The sequence below is a fragment of the Paraburkholderia sp. PAMB 6770 genome (assembly GCF_057748135.1).
This window is the reverse complement of record NZ_CM173238.1, coordinates 3710894-3727396: the sequence shown is the minus strand read 5'-3', so window position 1 is coordinate 3727396 and position 16503 is coordinate 3710894. Positions and strand designations below refer to the sequence as shown.

General features: G+C 64.6%; 13 protein-coding genes and 4 pseudogenes. 7 read left to right on the top strand and 10 right to left on the bottom strand.

What is annotated here, in order from left to right; all coding sequences use genetic code 11:
* Positions 1-15: 15 nt before the first annotated feature.
* Genes AC3AP7_RS16895 through AC3AP7_RS16885 form a run of 3 tightly spaced genes read left to right on the top strand, consistent with a single transcriptional unit; the run spans position 16 to position 3106 of the window.
* Positions 16-1221, top strand: coding sequence for an aminotransferase class I/II-fold pyridoxal phosphate-dependent enzyme (locus tag AC3AP7_RS16895; protein WP_487362656.1), 1206 nt, complete (start codon positions 16-18; stop codon positions 1219-1221).
* Positions 1215-2390: a DegT/DnrJ/EryC1/StrS family aminotransferase gene (locus AC3AP7_RS16890; RefSeq protein ID WP_475767170.1), complete on the top strand. Its 1176-nt coding sequence runs from the start codon at positions 1215-1217 to the stop codon at positions 2388-2390. The genes AC3AP7_RS16895 and AC3AP7_RS16890 overlap by 7 nt, the downstream gene beginning before the upstream one ends.
* Positions 2387-3106 carry a WbqC family protein gene (locus AC3AP7_RS16885; protein ID WP_475767172.1) on the top strand — a complete coding sequence of 240 codons (720 nt, stop codon included), beginning with the start codon at positions 2387-2389 and terminating at the stop codon, positions 3104-3106. The genes AC3AP7_RS16890 and AC3AP7_RS16885 overlap by 4 nt, the downstream gene beginning before the upstream one ends.
* Before the next feature lie 39 nt (positions 3107-3145).
* Here AC3AP7_RS16885 and AC3AP7_RS16880 read toward each other — a convergent pair whose 3' ends face one another.
* The 6 genes from AC3AP7_RS16880 to AC3AP7_RS16855 all read right to left on the bottom strand — a co-directional run bounded on the left by AC3AP7_RS16880 (position 3146) and on the right by AC3AP7_RS16855 (position 11036).
* A complete protein-coding gene (locus AC3AP7_RS16880; protein ID WP_475767174.1) occupies positions 3146-4300 on the bottom strand; it encodes a DegT/DnrJ/EryC1/StrS family aminotransferase in 1155 nt (384 codons plus the stop codon).
* A gap of 203 nt (positions 4301-4503) precedes the next feature.
* Positions 4504-5214, bottom strand: coding sequence for a DUF3726 domain-containing protein (locus AC3AP7_RS16875; RefSeq protein WP_487362655.1), 711 nt, complete (start codon positions 5212-5214; stop codon positions 4504-4506).
* Positions 5215-5222: 8 nt separating this feature from the next.
* On the bottom strand, positions 5223-6980 hold the full coding sequence (locus AC3AP7_RS16870) for a hypothetical protein (RefSeq protein WP_475767179.1): 1758 nt from the start codon (positions 6978-6980) through the stop codon (positions 5223-5225).
* Positions 6980-8536 (bottom strand): BCCT family transporter, encoded by a 1557-nt coding sequence (locus tag AC3AP7_RS16865; protein ID WP_475767181.1) that lies wholly within the window; start codon positions 8534-8536, stop codon positions 6980-6982. Before AC3AP7_RS16865 ends, AC3AP7_RS16870 begins: the two co-directional genes overlap by 1 nt.
* A 44-nt stretch (positions 8537-8580) precedes the next feature.
* Positions 8581-9573, bottom strand: coding sequence for a dipeptidase (locus AC3AP7_RS16860; RefSeq protein WP_475767183.1), 993 nt, complete (start codon positions 9571-9573; stop codon positions 8581-8583).
* Positions 9574-9590: 17 nt separating this feature from the next.
* A complete protein-coding gene (locus AC3AP7_RS16855; protein ID WP_475767185.1) occupies positions 9591-11036 on the bottom strand; it encodes an aldehyde dehydrogenase family protein in 1446 nt (481 codons plus the stop codon).
* 70 nt (positions 11037-11106) lie between these two features.
* Between AC3AP7_RS16855 and AC3AP7_RS16850 the strand changes: the two genes are divergently transcribed.
* The gene (locus AC3AP7_RS16850) at positions 11107-12060 is read left to right on the top strand and encodes a LysR family transcriptional regulator (RefSeq protein ID WP_475767187.1); all 954 of its coding nucleotides are present in this window, start codon (positions 11107-11109) and stop codon (positions 12058-12060) included.
* Between the two features lie 163 nt (positions 12061-12223).
* Here AC3AP7_RS16850 and AC3AP7_RS16845 read toward each other — a convergent pair.
* Positions 12224-12337, bottom strand: a pseudogene (locus AC3AP7_RS16845) (phage portal protein); the annotation flags it as partial.
* Between the two features lie 214 nt (positions 12338-12551).
* Here AC3AP7_RS16845 and AC3AP7_RS16840 point away from each other — a divergent pair.
* A pseudogene (locus AC3AP7_RS16840) lies at positions 12552-12671 on the top strand (phage portal protein); the annotation flags it as partial.
* A gap of 336 nt (positions 12672-13007) precedes the next feature.
* Here the strand turns inward: AC3AP7_RS16840 and AC3AP7_RS16835 are convergent.
* Together AC3AP7_RS16835 and AC3AP7_RS16830 are read right to left on the bottom strand one after the other, a co-directional pair.
* Positions 13008-13307 (bottom strand): addiction module antidote protein, encoded by a 300-nt coding sequence (locus tag AC3AP7_RS16835; RefSeq protein ID WP_475767190.1) that lies wholly within the window; start codon positions 13305-13307, stop codon positions 13008-13010.
* 7 nt (positions 13308-13314) lie between these two features.
* On the bottom strand, positions 13315-13614 hold the full coding sequence (locus AC3AP7_RS16830; RefSeq protein ID WP_475767192.1) for a type II toxin-antitoxin system RelE/ParE family toxin: 300 nt from the start codon (positions 13612-13614) through the stop codon (positions 13315-13317).
* A 222-nt stretch (positions 13615-13836) separates the two neighbouring features.
* Between AC3AP7_RS16830 and AC3AP7_RS16825 the strand changes: the two genes are divergently transcribed.
* Positions 13837-14913 (top strand): tyrosine-type recombinase/integrase, encoded by a 1077-nt coding sequence (locus AC3AP7_RS16825; RefSeq protein ID WP_475767194.1) that lies wholly within the window; start codon positions 13837-13839, stop codon positions 14911-14913.
* Positions 14914-15356: 443 nt separating this feature from the next.
* A pseudogene (locus tag AC3AP7_RS16820) lies at positions 15357-15584 on the top strand (IS110 family transposase); the annotation flags it as partial.
* Between the two features lie 132 nt (positions 15585-15716).
* Here the strand turns inward: AC3AP7_RS16820 and AC3AP7_RS16815 are convergent.
* Positions 15717-16070, bottom strand: a pseudogene (locus tag AC3AP7_RS16815) (IS110 family transposase); the annotation flags it as partial.
* Positions 16071-16503: the final 433 nt, after the last annotated feature.

The following is a 16503-nucleotide window of genomic DNA, read 5'->3' as shown; positions in this document are numbered from 1 at the left end:
AAGGATCACCCGCTCATGACAATGAACCGAATCTGGCGAAGCGCGCGCGACCTCGCATTGTTCGGCGCCGAGCCCCTGTTCGCGGTGCCGAAGTCCACCTCGAACCTCGTGCAACCCGACTTCTCGCGGTTCCTCGCCTATTCCCGCGAAGCGTATGCAACGCCGACGAGCGAACCGGGCAGCGTAACCCGGCGACTCGAGGAGCGACTCGCGCAATTTCACTCGACGGCACACTGCATCGGCTTTTGCAGCGGATTCTGGGCGCTTGCAACGACGATGGTTGCACTCGCCCGGCCGGGGGCGCGCGAAGTTGTCATGCCGTCGCTCACCTACCGCCGGATGGCCGACGTCGTGGCGTGGACCGGACTCATGCCGCGCTTCTGCGAGGTCGATCCGGGTTCACTGGCCATCAGCGCAGCGACGGCGCGCGAGCACATCGGCGCCGACACGGCGCTCCTCCTCGGCGTGCATCCGATCGTCAACACCTGCGACGTCAGCGGACTCGTCGAACTGGCCGACGAACACGGCGTTCCGCTGATGTTCGATTCGGTCGAGTCTGTTTATGAGGACTCCGGAGCAGGCCGGGTAGGCGGCCACGGCCGCGCCGAGTGCTTCTCACTGCATGCCAGCAAGCTTCTGAACGGCTTCGAGGGCGGCTACGTCACCACCAACGACCCAGAACTCGCCGCCACGCTCGCAACCCTGCGCGACGGCGACACGATGCAGCCGGGATCGATCGACGCGCGTCTCGCGGACGTTCACGCCGCCATGGCGTTAGCCAACCTCGACGAACTCGACGTGCAGGTCGAAAAGAACAAGGCGCGATACCTGCACTACCAGGCGCTGCTGCCGCGCCTGCCAGGTATCCGCCTGCTTGAGTTCGACACCGGCTATCGCACCAGCTTCAAGAACATCGTCGTGGAACTGACGGACGACTGGCCGCTGTCGCGCGCCCTGACGATCAGGCTGCTCAACGCCGAGCGTATCCTGTCGCGCGCTTACTATTCGCCCGCGCTCCACGCCAAGCCGATGGCCTATCCGCACGTGCCGGCCCATCTGCCGTCGACGGACCGGCTGGCGGAACGCTTCGTGCTGATGCCGTGCGGCGACTTCGTCGGCATCGAGGACATCGAAGCCGTCGTCGACCTGCTCTCGTTTGTTCGCGCCCATGCCGACGCAATCAAGGCCTGCGCCGACACCCGCGAGGCCACCCCATGCTGACCGCCGGCTACGACATGCACACTCCGCCGCCCCGCGCGCGCGCGTTCTCCCAACCGATCCGTGTGGGCCAGTTCAACCGGCCGGCCTGGGCCCGTTACGAAGCCGCGATGCGCGACATTTTCGAGCGCCGCTACTACACGAATCAGGGCCCCCTCGCACAGCAGTTCGAAGAGCGGCTGCAAGCGGCACTCGGCGTCCGGCACGCCGTATGCGTGACCAACGCGACCATTGGCGTGATGATGGCAAACGAGGCGCTCGGCGCGAGCGGCCGTGTCCTGCTTCCGGCCGTTTGCCATCGCAGCGTCGAGCACGCCTTCGCGTGGTGCCGGATCGAGACGGCGTTCTGCGACGTCGACCCGGCAGGCGGACACATCTCGGCCGATCACGCTCGTGCCGTTCTCGAAGCATCCGCGCAGCCGTTTGCCGCACTCGTGGCGGCCAACCTGTGGGGTCGCCGCAGCGACACGTCGGCGCTGGCAAGCGTTGCGGGACGACATCGCGCAGCGGTGCTCGTCGACTCGCTGCAGGCGTTCGGCTGCGCGACGCCGGATGCGCGTCCCGCCAGCCGGGCGCCGCTGGAAGTGTTCGAATTCGGCGACGCCGATCTGCTTTATGCCGCCGGCGCCGCCTGTATCGCGACCGATGACGACGAACTGGCCGCGCGTCTGCGCAACATCCGCAGCAGCTATGGTGCGGGCAGGCCGGTGCCGGTGGTCAAGACCTCGAACGGACGCATGTCGGAAGCGCAAGCCGCGCTCGGGCTCCTCGGCCTCGACGAGTATGCGACGCACCGCGCCCGAAACGCGGCCCTGGCGGCGACTTATTGCCGTTACCTGAAAGCGATCGCGGGAATTCGCGTCGTGGAACCCGCGGGCGCCGCCAACCATCAGGCATTCGTTGTCGAAATCGATGAAGCGGTCTACGGTCTCACGCGCGACGCGCTGACCGACTGGCTGGCGGCGGACAATGTCGAACTCAAGGCAGTCCGCGCATCCACCCGGGCCTTGAGCAACCGGGCAATGCCGCTGCCGGCGGCGGACCGCATCGACCGGACATGGGCCGAGCTGCCGATCGGCACCGCGCTGCGCGAGGCGGACGTCGTCACGATATGCGAGCTGATCGCCGCAGCCCCCGCCCGTGTCGCACAATCACAGGAAGACTCGCGGTGAAGCTGGCCATCATGCAGCCGTACTTCTTTCCGTATCTCGGCCATTTTGCGCTGATCGCGAACACGGATGCGTGGGTCGTGTTCGACGTCACCCAGTACACGCCCAAGACGTGGATGAACCGCAATCGCGTTCTGCATCCCAAAGAGGGATGGAACTACATCAGCGTGCCGCTCGCCAATTCGTCGATTTCGATCAAGACAAAAGAAGCCCGCGTGCTCGATCCCGCCGCCACGCGCCGCACCGTGCTCGGCAAGCTCAGTCACTACCGGAACAAGGCGCCTTATTACAAGGCGGTTGAAGCACTCGTGCAGGACGTGATGGCGGACGATCACGCGACGTCGCTCGTCAACCTGAATATACGGGGGCTGTGTGCCGTTTGCGAATACCTGGGACTGCGATTTGATTACCGGATCTGCTCCGAGCTGGATCTGGCGCTTCCAGACCAGATGCCGCCGGGCGCCTGGGCACCCGCGATCTGCTCGGCGCTCGGGGCCACCGGCTACGTCAATCCCGTCGGCGGTCGTGCACTGTTCGACCCCGACGACTTCACCGCGAAGGGCATCAATCTGGAATTCCTGTCGTTCGAGCTTCCTGCCTACGATGTACGGCCCTTCCAGTTTGAACCCGGACTCTCGATCATCGACGTCCTGATGTGGAACGCGCCCGCGACGGTCGCCGCCACCCTCCTCACCCACGCCACGCTCAGCGCGCCGTGACCGGCCCGAACCCCTCGCTGTCACGTGGAGCGGACCGTATCAGGTGAGGCTCGCATCGGCAATGATCCCGACAACGCGCTCGATCTGCGCATCGGTCAGCGCAGGATACATCGGCAAACACAGAACCTTGAGCGCCGCGTCGTTCGCTACCGGCAGGTTGTCGCGCGTCGCCGAAGGCAATCCCCGATACATCGGGAAGTCGGAAATCAGCGGATAAAAGTAGCGGCGCACGACAATGTTGCGCGCGCGGAACATGTCGAACAGCGCGTCGCGCGAGAGCGGATAGGCGCCCTCGACGAGGATCGGGAAATAGGCATGGTTCGGGGTCACGCCAGGAACCGCATCGAGACAGCGGATACCCTTTACGTCGCGCAGCAGCGCGCGATAGCGGGCGTCGATGTACGCGCGTCTCGCGATCGCGTCGTCGATATGCCTGAGCTGAAGCATGCCGAACGCCGCATTGATCTCGCTCATCTTCCCGTTGATGCCCGGCGCCACCACCGTCACTTCGTTGACGTAGCCGAAATTCTTGAGGTGGTCGATGCGTTGCTTCGTCTTCGCATCGGGGCAAATGATCGCACCGCCTTCGAAGGTGTTGAACACCTTCGTCGCGTGAAAGCTGAGCACCGACAGATCGCCGTGCTGGAGGATGCTGCCGCCTTCCGTGCGCACGCCGAAAGCGTGCGCCGCGTCGTAGATCACCTTGAGGTTGTAGATGTCCGCGATCTGGCGGATGGCCTCGACATCGCAGGGACGTCCGTAGCAATGCACGGGCATGATGGCCGTGGTCTGCGGCGTAATGGCCGCGTCGATCTTGTTGGGATCGAGATTGAGCGTGTACGGATCGACGTCTACGAATACCGGCTTGATGCCGTTCCACAGCAGCGAGTGAGCCGTTGCAACGAACGAATAGGGCGTCGTGATGACTTCACCCGTGATTCGCAGCGCCTGTAGCGCCGTGACGAGCGCGAGCGTACCGTTGGCAAAGAGCGCGAGGTGCTCGACGCCAAGGTATTCGCATAGCGCCTTCTCCAACTGCTGGTGAAACGGCCCGCCGTTGGTGAGCACCTTGCTGTTCCAGATCGTCTGGAGGTACGGGATGAACTCCTCGAGCGGCGCGAGGTGAGGCTGCGTGACGAAAATGCGTTCGTCGGTTACCGGCGAGACGACGCCAAAAGGGGCACTTGCGCTCATGGACTGTTTGCCTGGTTTCGGGAGCCGGCGAGGTCGCCCCCGGAAAGACGGATGACAGCCCATTATCCCGGTGGGCGCCGGGAGCGAAGCGTGGAGGTAAGGGTATTTGATATCCCATTTCAGTCAATTGCGGCCTCGCCTGTCCCGGCGAGCCGCCCGCCAGCGAGACCGGAACCACCCGTATCGCCCCGCGCGCGCCGCGCTCAGAAGCCGTCGTCCTGCCCGCCCGCGCCGTGCTCACGCGAGGCCGCCGTCGCCTCGACCAGCACCCGGCTCTTCCATGCGCCGAGACGCGCGCGCTGCGCGTCGTCGATGTCGAGGCCGCGCCACAGCGCCTCGTCGTAACGCGCTTCGAGCTCCGCCGGATCGGCCGCGTCGCGCAGACCTGGCGCGACGTCGAAGCGCAACGGCGCGGCGTCGCCCGCCTGGCAGTACACGACGATGCCGCTGCGCGCCGGCTTCGCATCCGCATCGCAGCCGAGATACGACGGATACGCGTCGCGCCCCGACGTGGTCGCGAAGTGCCGGCCGTCCGCGTCATCCCAACTGAGATCGATACGCCGCCCGCGCGCGCTCATCATCTTCAGGCCATAAAGCGCGAGGCGCGGCGCCAGCGCGTCGTTCACGCGCACGATGCCGACGCCGTCCTGGCTCGCCTGCGCCCACGCCAGCTCGAAGGCGAGCAGGCAGCCGACGAGCCCCGGCGCGCGCCCCCACACGGTGTCGCCGCCGCCATGCCGCTGCACCGCATACGGCTCGCCCGGCGCGGCGCCCAGCAGCCCGCTCAGCGCATCGACACCGCGCAGTCCGCTCGCCTGCAGCCACACCGCCGCATCGGCCGCATCCTCGTAATCGCCCTGGGCCCAGCCGCTGCCTTCGAGCGCGGCGCGGCACAGCGACACCAGTTCGTTCATCGCCATCTTCATGCTTGTGACGCCCCTTTCTCGTTGCCGTTGGGTACACACGGGAAAATCCAGTCGTCGCTCATGTCCGCCGTCAGGTCGTCGAGCATCGGCGCGCCCTGGAACAGCGTCACGCGGACCCACAGGTTCGACTTCGGATCGAACTTGCTTGCGCCGAACATCGCGAGCTTCGCGCGCATGAGGTCGATCGGCAGCGTGTCGCGCGCAAGCAGGTTTTCCCGAATCTCGCCGTACATGCGTCCCGCCAGGGTCTGCACGCGCCGCACGATCGCCCGGTGTTCCGGATGCGCGCACACGAAAGCGGCCACGCTCGCCTCGCCGTCGTCCTGCGCACCGAGCGTCTCGTGCAGCCGCAACACCTGGCGAGCGATGTCGAGCGGCATCTCGCGTTCCGCACCGGGCTCTTCCGCGCGCACGCCAAGACGCGGTTCCTCTTTCTCGGCCGAGCGATACCAGAAGAAATGCGTGTCGTCGCGACGCGTGGCGGGCTGTGCGAGCGCCCACTGATAATCGCGCTCGACGATCCGGCGCAGTTCGCCGACGCGCATGTCGGGATCGAGACGCAGTGCGTCGTCGACCGGTGCGCCGCAATCGATCGAATCGACAAGGTCCGGATAAAGCTCGATCAGCAGCGCCGCGAGCACCTCCTGCGTCGCGCCCGACACCTGCGTCTCCGCGCGCGCGAGCAACGCGCGCCACGGATACGCATGCGGTGCGCCCGCCTCGCGCTGCAGCGCCTGATCGATGTGCGGCAACTCGGCGAGGATCTGCGCGTTGCGCGCCGCCTCGCGCGGATGATCGGTATGAACCTGCGCGATGTGACGCGCGGCGCGCGCGAGCAAGCTGCGCGCGCGGGCGAGCGTCGGCGCATCGGCGTGCTCGACGGCCAGCACGCGCGCCAGCGCGGTCTCGCGTCCGCGCATCCATTGATCGAGCAGCGCGGGATGGCGCACGAGAAACGGCGCCATGCCGAGGCCTGTCGCGTTGCCGACACCCAGGTAGCGGCGATAACTGCGCGCGAGCTTCACTGCCGCGCGCGGATGACGCCGCGCGGCGATATGCTCGACGAGACGGATGCTGAAGTCGCGCAGCACATACACCGCGCAAATCTGCGCGGAAAAGCCCGAACGGAACGCGCGGCCGTCGACGAGCCGCGGATAGTCGGCGATCCCGAACTTGCCGTTGCCGTACACCGCCGTCGTGCGAATCAGGTAGCCGACCCGCTCGAAGACCGCGGAATCCGGCTGCCGCCCCTCGGCGAGACAGTTCACGACGTGATCGAAGTTGCGCACGCTCTTGTTCGCGCGGCACAGCACGAGATCGCTGGCGCGCAGCCGGCCCGCTTCCTGCAGCGGCACATTCGCGGCCAGGGCGTCGAGGTCGGCCGCCTCCGGCACGCCGCAGACGAGCGCCGACGTCATGTCCCACTTCTGCGCGATCACGCGGTCGGTGCGGTCGGCCGCATCGAGATGCCGCGAAAAGATCACCTGGCTATAGCGCTCGCCATAGGCTTCGATCGAATAGACGCACATGCCGTAGCCGTCGTCGTCGAGCGCCATCCGGGCGATGCGGATGCGCCAGTTGTCGCGCGCCATGCGCCTCACCAGCGCGCGCGCAAAACTCAGTCGCGTGCCGTGCATTGCGCCGAGGCATTCGGTGCGGTTCGTCACGTCGGCGCTGCGCATCGCAAGCGCGGTGTCCGGCGGCAGCGCGCCGGTGTCCGGGCCCGCGTCGTTGAGCATGGCTTCGGCGTTCATCACTGCACTCCCTGTTCGGCCGCCATCGTGCGCGCAATCCGTACCGCGTCCCACAGCGAAGGCAGAATCAGGATCGACACCGGCACCGCCGTAATGACGATGAACGACTGCAGCGCGCTCACGCCGCCGGCGCCCATCGTGATCAGCACCGCGCCGACGAGCCCCATGCCGACCGCCCAGAACACCTTGAGCCAATGCCCCGGTTCGCCGCGGTCGCCGGTGATCGCCATCGAGATCGTGTACGCCATCGAGCCGGCATTCGTCACGACCGAAAAGAAGCTCAAAAACAGGAACAGCGCCGAAATCAGATTGCGCAGCGGCATCGCCTGCGCGACGCCCAGCAGCAGCGCTTCGGGCAGCGTCCCATGCGAAACCACCTTGCCGGGCGACGCCAGCTCGATGCCGATGCCCGTGCCGCCCACCAGCGTGAACCACAGCATCGTGATGACCGGCGCGGCAATCGAAAGCAGTACCACGAGTTCGCGAATCGTGCGGCCGCGCGACACCTTGGCCACGTAGATCGCCATGATCGGCGCGTAACCGATGAACCAGCCCCAGTAGAACAGCGTCCACGCATTGAGCCACGCGCGGTTGCCGCGGTACATCGACAGCTGCACGAAATCGACGACGTGCGTCGCGAAGGCCTTGAAGAACACGCTCGTCAGAAAGGCGGTGGGTCCGCAGACGTACAGATACGCGGCGAGACCCAGCATCAGCCACACGTGGATCTTGCAGACGAAGCGCAGCCCTTCGAGGCCCGCGATGCACGCCGTGGTGAAGATCGCGGTGACCGCGAGAATGACGAGCGCCTGCGTGGCGATGGTATCGGGCACGTTCCAGACCGAATGCAGCACATAGGCAATCTGCAGTCCCAGGAAACCGATCGGGCCGATGGTGCCGGCCGCCACCGCGATGATCGACGTCGCATCCGCCAGCGCGGCAATAGGCCCGTTCAGCGCCCGTTCGCCGAACAGCGGATAGAGCAGCGTCCGCGGCGCGAGCGGTAGTCCCTTGTCGAAGTGCAGATGCATCAGCACGATCGCGAGCAGGCTGCCGAGCACCGCCCACGCGAGAAAGCCCCAGTGCAGGAACGACTGCGCGAGCGCCGCGACGCCGGCAGCTTCGGTTCGCGGCGCGACGCCGAAAAACGGCGGCGGACTCATGAAATGCATCAGCGGCTCCGCGGCGGCCCAGAACGCGCCGCCGCCGGCAAGCAGCGCGCACATGATGACGACCACCCAGTTGAACGTGGAATTCGACGGCGCGTGCGTGCGTCCGCCGAGCCGCACGCGGCCGAGCTTCGAAAACGCGATTGCGAGGCTGACCGCGAACGTGGCCAGCATCAGCAGTTGCCAGTAGAGACCGAAGCCGCGCGTGGCCCAGCCGAACACCGTATCGACGAGCGCCGACAGCCATGACAGGTTGACGAGCGCCGCCCCGAGAAACAGCACGAAAAAGCCGCCGCTCACGAGAAAAATGGGCCAGTCGACGCGGCCCTTGCGAATGACCGGCTGCCCGCGTCTGGCCGCAAGCTCCGGGGTGGTCGGGATTTCCATGTCTCCTCCAGGAATAGATAGTAGTCTCGCGCGGGCCTGCCGCACTAGCGGCGCTGCTCCGCGTCGCGCAGAATGCGCATCCAGTTGCCGCCCATCACCTTGGCGACGTCCGTGTCCGTGAAGCCGGCACGGCTGAGTGCCGCGGTGAGGTTCGGGAAGTCCGCGTTCGAGCGGAACCACTCGACCGGTTCGGGCCAGGCTGCGTTTGCAGCGCTGCCTTCGCCGTAATCGGTCTCCTTGCTCCAGCGTCCGTTGCGCATCCATTCGAGCACCGCATACGGCTGCGCCTGGCACAGGTCGCTGCCGATGCCCACGTGATCGATGCCGACCAGCTCGACCGTGCGCGCCACCATGTCGGTGAATTCGCCCGGCGTGCAGCGGCTGCCGTTCTTCAGATGAAACGGATAGAGACTGAAGCCGATCAGTCCCCCGCTTTCGCCGAGGGCGCGCAGCACCGCATCCGACTTGTTGCGCTTCGCCGCATGAAAGAACGACGGATTCGCATGGCTGATGACGACGGGCCGCGTCGACAGCGCGATCGCTTCGAGCGTCGAATGCTCGGCGCTGTGCGACATGTCGACGACCATCCCGACGCGATTCATCTCCGCGATCGCCGCGCGTCCGAAGCGCGTGATGCCACTATCGGACGACTCGTAGCAGCCGGTCGCGAGCAGGCTCTGGTTGTTGTAGGTGAGCTGCATCGTGCGCACGCCGAGATCGCGGAAGACCTCGACGAGACCGATGTCGTCCTCGATCGGCGAACAGTTCTGCAGGCCATAGAGAATCGCGACCTTGCCCGCGCGCTTTGCTTCGAGGACGTCGTCCATCGTGCGGGCAGGCATCACCAGATCGGCGTGCCGCTCGTAAAGGCGGTTCCATTCGGCGATGCGCGACAGCGTCTCGCGCGCGTTCTCCCAGTAGACGATCGTTGCGTTGACCGCGGCGACGCCGCCGTCGCGCATTTCCTCGAAAATCTGGCGGTTCCAGTTCGAATACTGCGTGCCGTCGACGACGACGAGTGACTCATGCAAGCTCATGATGTTTTCCGTTCGTATCAGGCGCGCGTGTACGACGTCTTCAGCGTCGTGTAGAACTCGGCCGCGTGCGGCCCCTGCTCGCGCGGACCGTGGCTCGACGCCTTGCGGCCGCCGAACGGGACGTGGTAGTCCGTTCCCGCGGTCGGCAGATTGACCATCACGCAGCCGGTCTTCGCGTGGCGGCGGAAGTGCGTCGCGTGACGCAGCGACTGCGTGACGATGCCGGCCGTGAGACCGAACGGCGTATCGTTCGCGACCGCGAGCGCTTCGTCGTAATCGCGCACGGGGATGACGCAGGCGATCGGGCCGAAGATTTCGTCGCGATTGATCTGCATGTCGTTGCGGCCTTCGTCGAAAAGCGCCGGCGACATGCAGAAGGCGCGCTCGGGGTGCGCGAGCGCTTCGCCGCCGCAGACGAGCCGCGCCCCTTCCTGCTGGCCGAGGGCGACATAGCGCAGATTCGCGTCGCGCTGACGGGCGTCGATGACCGGTCCCATTTGCACGCCGTCGTCGAGCGCGCGCCCGACGCGCACGCTGCGCAGCCTTTGCGCGAGGCGTTCGACGAACGCCGCGTGAATCCCCGGCGTGACGACGAGACGCGACGACGCGGTGCACTTCTGCCCCGTGCCGGAATACGCGCCCTGGAACGCGCACTCGACGGCGACATCGAGGTCGGCGTCGTCGAGCACGACGAGCGCGTTCTTGCTGCCCATCTCCATCTGCAACCTGATCAGTTGCGGCGCGGCGGCGGCAGCGAGACGGCGGCCGGTGTCCAGCGAGCCGGTGAACGAGATGCCGTCGACGTCGTGCGACGTGGCGAGCGCGTGCCCCACCGCCTCGCCTGGCCCCATCAGCAGGTTGAACGTGCCGGGCGGCAACGCGGCCTGGCGGCTGATGATCTCGGTGAGGGCCCATGCGCTGGCCGGCGTCAGGTTGGCCGGCTTGAACAGCACCGCGTTGCCGAACGCGAGCGCGGGCGCGATCTTCCAGCTGGCGGTGGCCATCGGGAAGTTCCACGGCGTGACGATGCCGACCACACCGAGCGCTTCGCGCTGGATGTCGATCTCGACGCCGGGCCGCACGGAGTCGGCCTTGCCGCCCAACTGCCGCAGCACTTCCGCGGCGAAGTAATGAAAGAACTGACCGGCACGGCCGACTTCGCCGACGCCCTCGGCGAGCGTCTTGCCCTCTTCGCGCGCCAGCAGCCGGCCAAGCTCGTCGCGACGCGCGATCAGCTCGTCGCCGATTGCGCGCAGCACGTCGTGACGCTGCTCCATGCCCGTCGCGGACCAGCGCGGCTGCGCGCGACGCGCGGCGTCGATGGCGTCGCGAACCTGCGCGGGCGTCGCTTGTGCGTAGCGGCCGATCAGATCGTCGATATCCGACGGACTGCGATTCTCGACGACGCTTTCGCCCGCCTGCCAGCGGCCGTCGATCCAGTTCAAAAAGGTCTGCGGATTCATCTCGATCCCGATGCGATTGACAACGAGACGGATTCTAGAAACGGGCCTAAAATAACCAAAGCCAATTTTTTTGATAATTTTATTTAAATCACTTATACACCAGATGGATCGCCTGCCTGATGTGAAGATTGCGCAGCTGCGGCACTTTGTTGCCGTGGTGGAGCACGGCGGCTTCAAGGCGGCGGCGAAGGCGGTGTTTCGCAGCCAGCCGGCGTTGTCGCTGTCGGTGAAGGAGCTTGAAGGGGTGCTGGGGGCGGCGCTGTTCGAGAAGGGCAGCCACGCGGAGCCCACGCCGTTCGGGATGATGTTTTACGGCGAGGCGCGCAAGCTCGTCGAGCACTATGAGCGCGCGATTGCGTCGGCCATCGACGTGGCGCGGGTGCGGGGTGGACGGGTGCGGGTGGCGGCGGTGCCGTCGATTGCGCACGAATTGCTGCCGCGCGCGATCACCCGCTTTGCGCAGCGCTATCCCGGCATCAATTTGCAGGTGGAAGACGGAACGGCGGCGTACATCCACGAGCGCGTGCGTTCGGGCGCGATCGACTTCGGGATCGCCGGGGCGCCTGCCGACGACACGGAACTAAACTTCACGCCGCTGCTTGCCGACGTGATGTGCGTCGTCGTCAATGCCGGCCATGCGCTCTTCAGGCGACGCCGCGTGGAGTGGAAGGATCTGTCGGGGTACCGGCTGATCGGCAACGGGACGATGCGCGCGCTGCCGGAATCGATCCGGCAGGCGATGTCCGAACAGGAGGACATTTTCATCGCCAATACGACCACGCTGCTGTCAGCGGTGGAGGGCGGCGTGGGGTTGACGGTGCTGCCTTATCTCGCGCAGCAGCGGCACCGCGACACGCTGCGCTTCATTGCGCTCGACGCGCCGCGCGTGGAGCGCGCGGTGGGCTTCATCGAGTTGACGGGACGCTCGCTCAGCCCGGCAGCGGACGCGCTGCGGACGAGCTTTCTGGAGAACCTGGGTTTGTCGGCGCTGCCGGGACAGGTGAGGCGGGTGGGGGAAGGTTAGCGCGGCGGGGTGTGTTGGGGGGGTATTACGGGTGCTTCGACTCGTTTACGAATTCAGGGAACGCCTTAGCCGCTCCGCGACACTCAGGCTTGTTGATGAAGAGAAAGATTCGGCAATTCAAGTCCATCTCGTCTTGATGGATCCAGATTCGAATTCATACCAACCCGCCCGAATTGCCCGGCACGATCCCGAGCAGTTGTGGCGGCACCCGGTGCGCCGCGAGCAGGCCGTCGCGCGTCACGTTCTTGATGTTGAAGAACTCGTCCTTCGCCGTGACGAGCGCCGCCCCAATTGCTTTGTCGTTCATTTCCTTGTCTTTTTGCAAGCCAAAAGTCTGGATTTCGGTCCGATTCGCGCGAACCGGTATCGAACTACGACTTAGGAACGGCAAGTGGCGGATCATCCGCTGCGGGATGGCGGGAACCCTTTTGTCCGTCCAAGCGATGCGTGACCGTTGCGGCACGGTTCTTACCTTCATAGGCCACGAAGCGAACATGCGTGCGGCGCTGAAGAACGCGAAGGGGCCAGGCAACTTCCGTAACGTGTTCATGTACGCGTCAGGCGGCAAGAAGGACGGGATCCAGCTCATCCCGGTGTCCGAGGTGGCCGCGACCTGATTGCATGCCACCCGGATTGGCATCGACATAAACTGCGGTCTGAGCGTTAGCCGCGGCGCAATACGCGAAACACATGCTGTAGTCCGTGGGGCGGCAGAGAGCAATTAGGCGGGCTGCGCGCGGCGCCGCCGCGCAGTTCCCCCCGCGCCTGGGGGCTTCGCTTGAGTGAGTGGTTCTTATGGACGAGGGCATTGGTGGCGCCCCGCCCGCCGACAAGGGTTCCTGACGATTCCGCTTACGATGCGCAGACATGCAGATTGTCGTACTGCGTTTGATATGTGAAAGAGGACGTGGTCGCGACCATGTCCGCTCAGCGGCTCAGGGCGGCCGTCATGCCGGCGCTTTCGATCCGTGCAATTGCAGGCCGAGCGCTTTAATTACCTTCAGAATTGTGCCGAAGCTCGGATTGCCTTCGGCCGATAACGCCTTATACAGCCCTTCGCGCGAGATCCCCGCGTCGCGCGCCACCTGAGACATGCCGCGTGCTCGCGCGATTACGCCGAGCGCGTGCGCGATGAATGCGGGATCGTCGCCGCCTTCCAGCAGGCAGGCTTCGAAGTATTCAGTGATGTCCTCTTCCGTTTTCAGGTGCTCGGCCGAATCCCACGGCCTGGTCTTGATCTTGTCCATAGATCACTTACTCCGTATCAAGGTGCGCGAGCATCTTGTGAGCTGCGCGGATATCGGCGTCCTGCGTCGATTTATCGCCCCCGCACAGCAGAATGACCAACACAGGTCCTCTCTGCACGTGGTAGACCCGGTAGCCGGGGCCGTGGTCGATACGTAACTCGACGACCGGCGAGCCGGCCGACTTCCAATCGCCCGGATTTCCCATTGCGAGCCGATCGATGCAAGCCTGGATGCGGCGCTTGCCGATGCGGTCGCGCAGGCCATCGAACCATGCGTCGAATACTTCGGTTGTGCGGATGTTCAGCATGAGACAAGTGTAATCTGTAGATTACATAACGTCAACTACAGTTGACGGCGAGACACCTCGTGGCACGGCTTTGACAGTCGGTGATACGTGAGCTGGTCGCGAATGCTTTAATTCACCAGGACATGACGCTCACAGGTGCGGGCCCGCTGCCCTGCAGCGGTACCTCGCAGGAGAATGGATTCCGCGAGTTGTGCAGGGCGATCAGCAGGAGGAAGTTGAAAAATGTCGCTCTACAAACGGAAGACCAGTCCGAACTGGCAATACAAGCTGTACCCCCCTGGTGGCGGTACGCCGGTACAGGGAAGTACTGGCACCAGCAACAAGGAACAAGCCCAGGAATTCCACGACCGGTTGAAAGTGGAGCTCTGGAATCAGGCCCGGTTGGGCCTGAAGCCGCGCTACACCTGGAACGATGCCGTTGTCCGGTACGTCAACGATCGCGAAGGACTCCCAAGCCTGGAAACGTCGAAGACGCATCTGCGATGGCTGGATCAACACCTGACGGGCGTGGCACTGGCCGATATCGACCGCAATCGCGTCGACGCGATCGCACAGATCAAGAGGAGGGAACGTCGCGTCTTACGGACAAAACGCGGCCTCAAGGAAACGGGCAAGACCGTCAGCGCCGGCACCGTGAACCGCGTCATCGGTGTATTGAAAGCGGTACTCAATGCCGCGGTGGAATGGGAATGGCTCGACCGCGCTCCGGTGACGAAACGCGCGAAGGTCGTCGCGAAGCGTATCCGGTTTCTGTCGCACGCCGAGGCCGAGCGCCTTCTCGCTGAGCTGCCGCAGCATCTTTCGGACATGGCGAGGTTCAGTCTTGAGACCGGGCTGCGCCGATCCAACGTGACCGGGTTGCAGTGGTCGCAGGTGGATATCGTGCGGAGGGTTGCGTGGATTCACCCCGACCAGGCGAAGGCGCGCAGGGCGATCACCGTGCCGCTCTCCGACACGGCCATCGCGGTACTGCGAAAGCAGATCGGCAAGAAACGCTTGCCGGAGTATGCCGACAGCGTCTTTGTCTATCACGGCAAGCCGGTCTACCAGACCGTCACGGCCGCGTGGACCAAGGCGTCGCAGCGGGCCGGCATCCGCGACTTCCGCTGGCACGATCTACGGCATACGTGGGCAAGCTGGCATGTGCAGCGCGGCACACCGTTACAGGTGCTCAAGGAGCTGGGCGGTTGGGAAACACTGGAGATGGTGCAGCGGTACGCCCATCTGTCAGCCGACCACCTCGCGCATTGGGTAACGCCGCTGACGGAGCTGTCCGGACCGAAATTAGCTGCAATCTAGCTGCAATGCCGGAGCCCGACGAAGAGGGGAAATCGCTGAAAGCCTTATCCAGCTTGGCGCGCCCGGCTGGGATCGAAAAAAGCGGGGAAAGGCGCACCAGATAAGGCATTAGAGGTGCCTACCGTCTTACGGGTACGACCTGGGAAGTAACGGTCTTATCGCTGCAGTTTTTTGCAACAAATTATTACAGGAGCGGAGGAGGATCGAATAGTCGCGCTGAGGGCCGCGGGACGGGCATCGCTCTTACCAGTGATTTCAGATATTCCCCCAAGGAAGGGCTTTGTGTGGGTTCTTTGAAAGTGCGATCTAACTCCCCGACACAGGAAGCGGCGCGAGCACAAAGCGGATTGAATTCTCTATGCTGGCGTCCGGATGCGTCGTCTAGATTTACGCGCGACCGCCTCATCGAATTTCTTGCCCGCGCATCGCCGACAGTTGTGGGGATGGAAGCGTGTCCGGGCAGTAACTGGCTCGCACGCAAAGCTGCGCTCGCCGGACACCAGGTTCGAATAGTTCCCGCGCAATTCGTCAAGCCTTTCGTAAAATCCAACAAGACGGACCTGGTCGATGCAGAGGCGATTGTCGAGGCGATCTCCCGTCCCACCATGCGTTTCGCCCAGCCGAAGACCGAAGCCCAGCTCGACCTGCAGGCACTGCATCGTGTACGGCAACGCCTGGTCTCCAACAAGACGTCGGTGATCAATCAGGCCCGAGCTTTTCTTCTGGAATACGGTCTCACCATCAGCGCTGGTGCTGCTTACTTTGTTCGTGACATGCCGTCGATGCTCTCGGATGACCAGAACGTGTTCGTCCTTCAGCGGCACGAAATGCATGCTCGGGCACGCCACCGCTTCGCAGATCGCAGCAGCATCCGCCGCGTCGCTCTTGCCACGCTTGCCCGACATGCGATAAGGCGCGACCAGATTGGGCGCCATGAGCTTGACCGTATGGCCGTGCTGCTGGAACAGGCGTGCCCAGTGATGCGCGCCGGAGCAGGCCTCCATGCCGATGAGGCACGCTGGCAACTGCGCAATCAACGTCGCCAGCTGATCGCGCGGAACACGAGGCTTGATGAGCATCGCTTTACCGGTTTCGTCCACACCATGAACGGCGAATACATTCTTGGCAAGATCGATTCCGATAATGACAATAAGCATGGACTTCCCCTCTCGCTGGTGTCGATGAACGTCCGCAACTTCATCCTGGCACACTGATGCCGACTCGCGGCTTCCGCCGCAGCCTCGGGACGGGGAAGTCCCTTTCATTCTCCAGGCGAACGCGACCGCTATCGCGGCGACGATGGCGGCACGGCTGGTCAAAATGGGGGAGGGAACGGGAAGGGTAGCGAGCGGCGGTCATCTGTCGTTGAAGGCGTGGTTGGTGTCGGTTCTGATCGATCCCCCACCCACGCTACGAGCGGCGCGGGCGGTATCTGGACGAGCGATTCGCACACGCCGAAGCCGGACCTACCTGCCGGCATCGCGTGCGTCAAAGCGCGCCGCTGCCGATTCCATATCAAATACGAATTATTATAATGAGATGCAAAGTGTAGCTAATTCCCGCCACGACAGGCGGACCCACACGGTATCG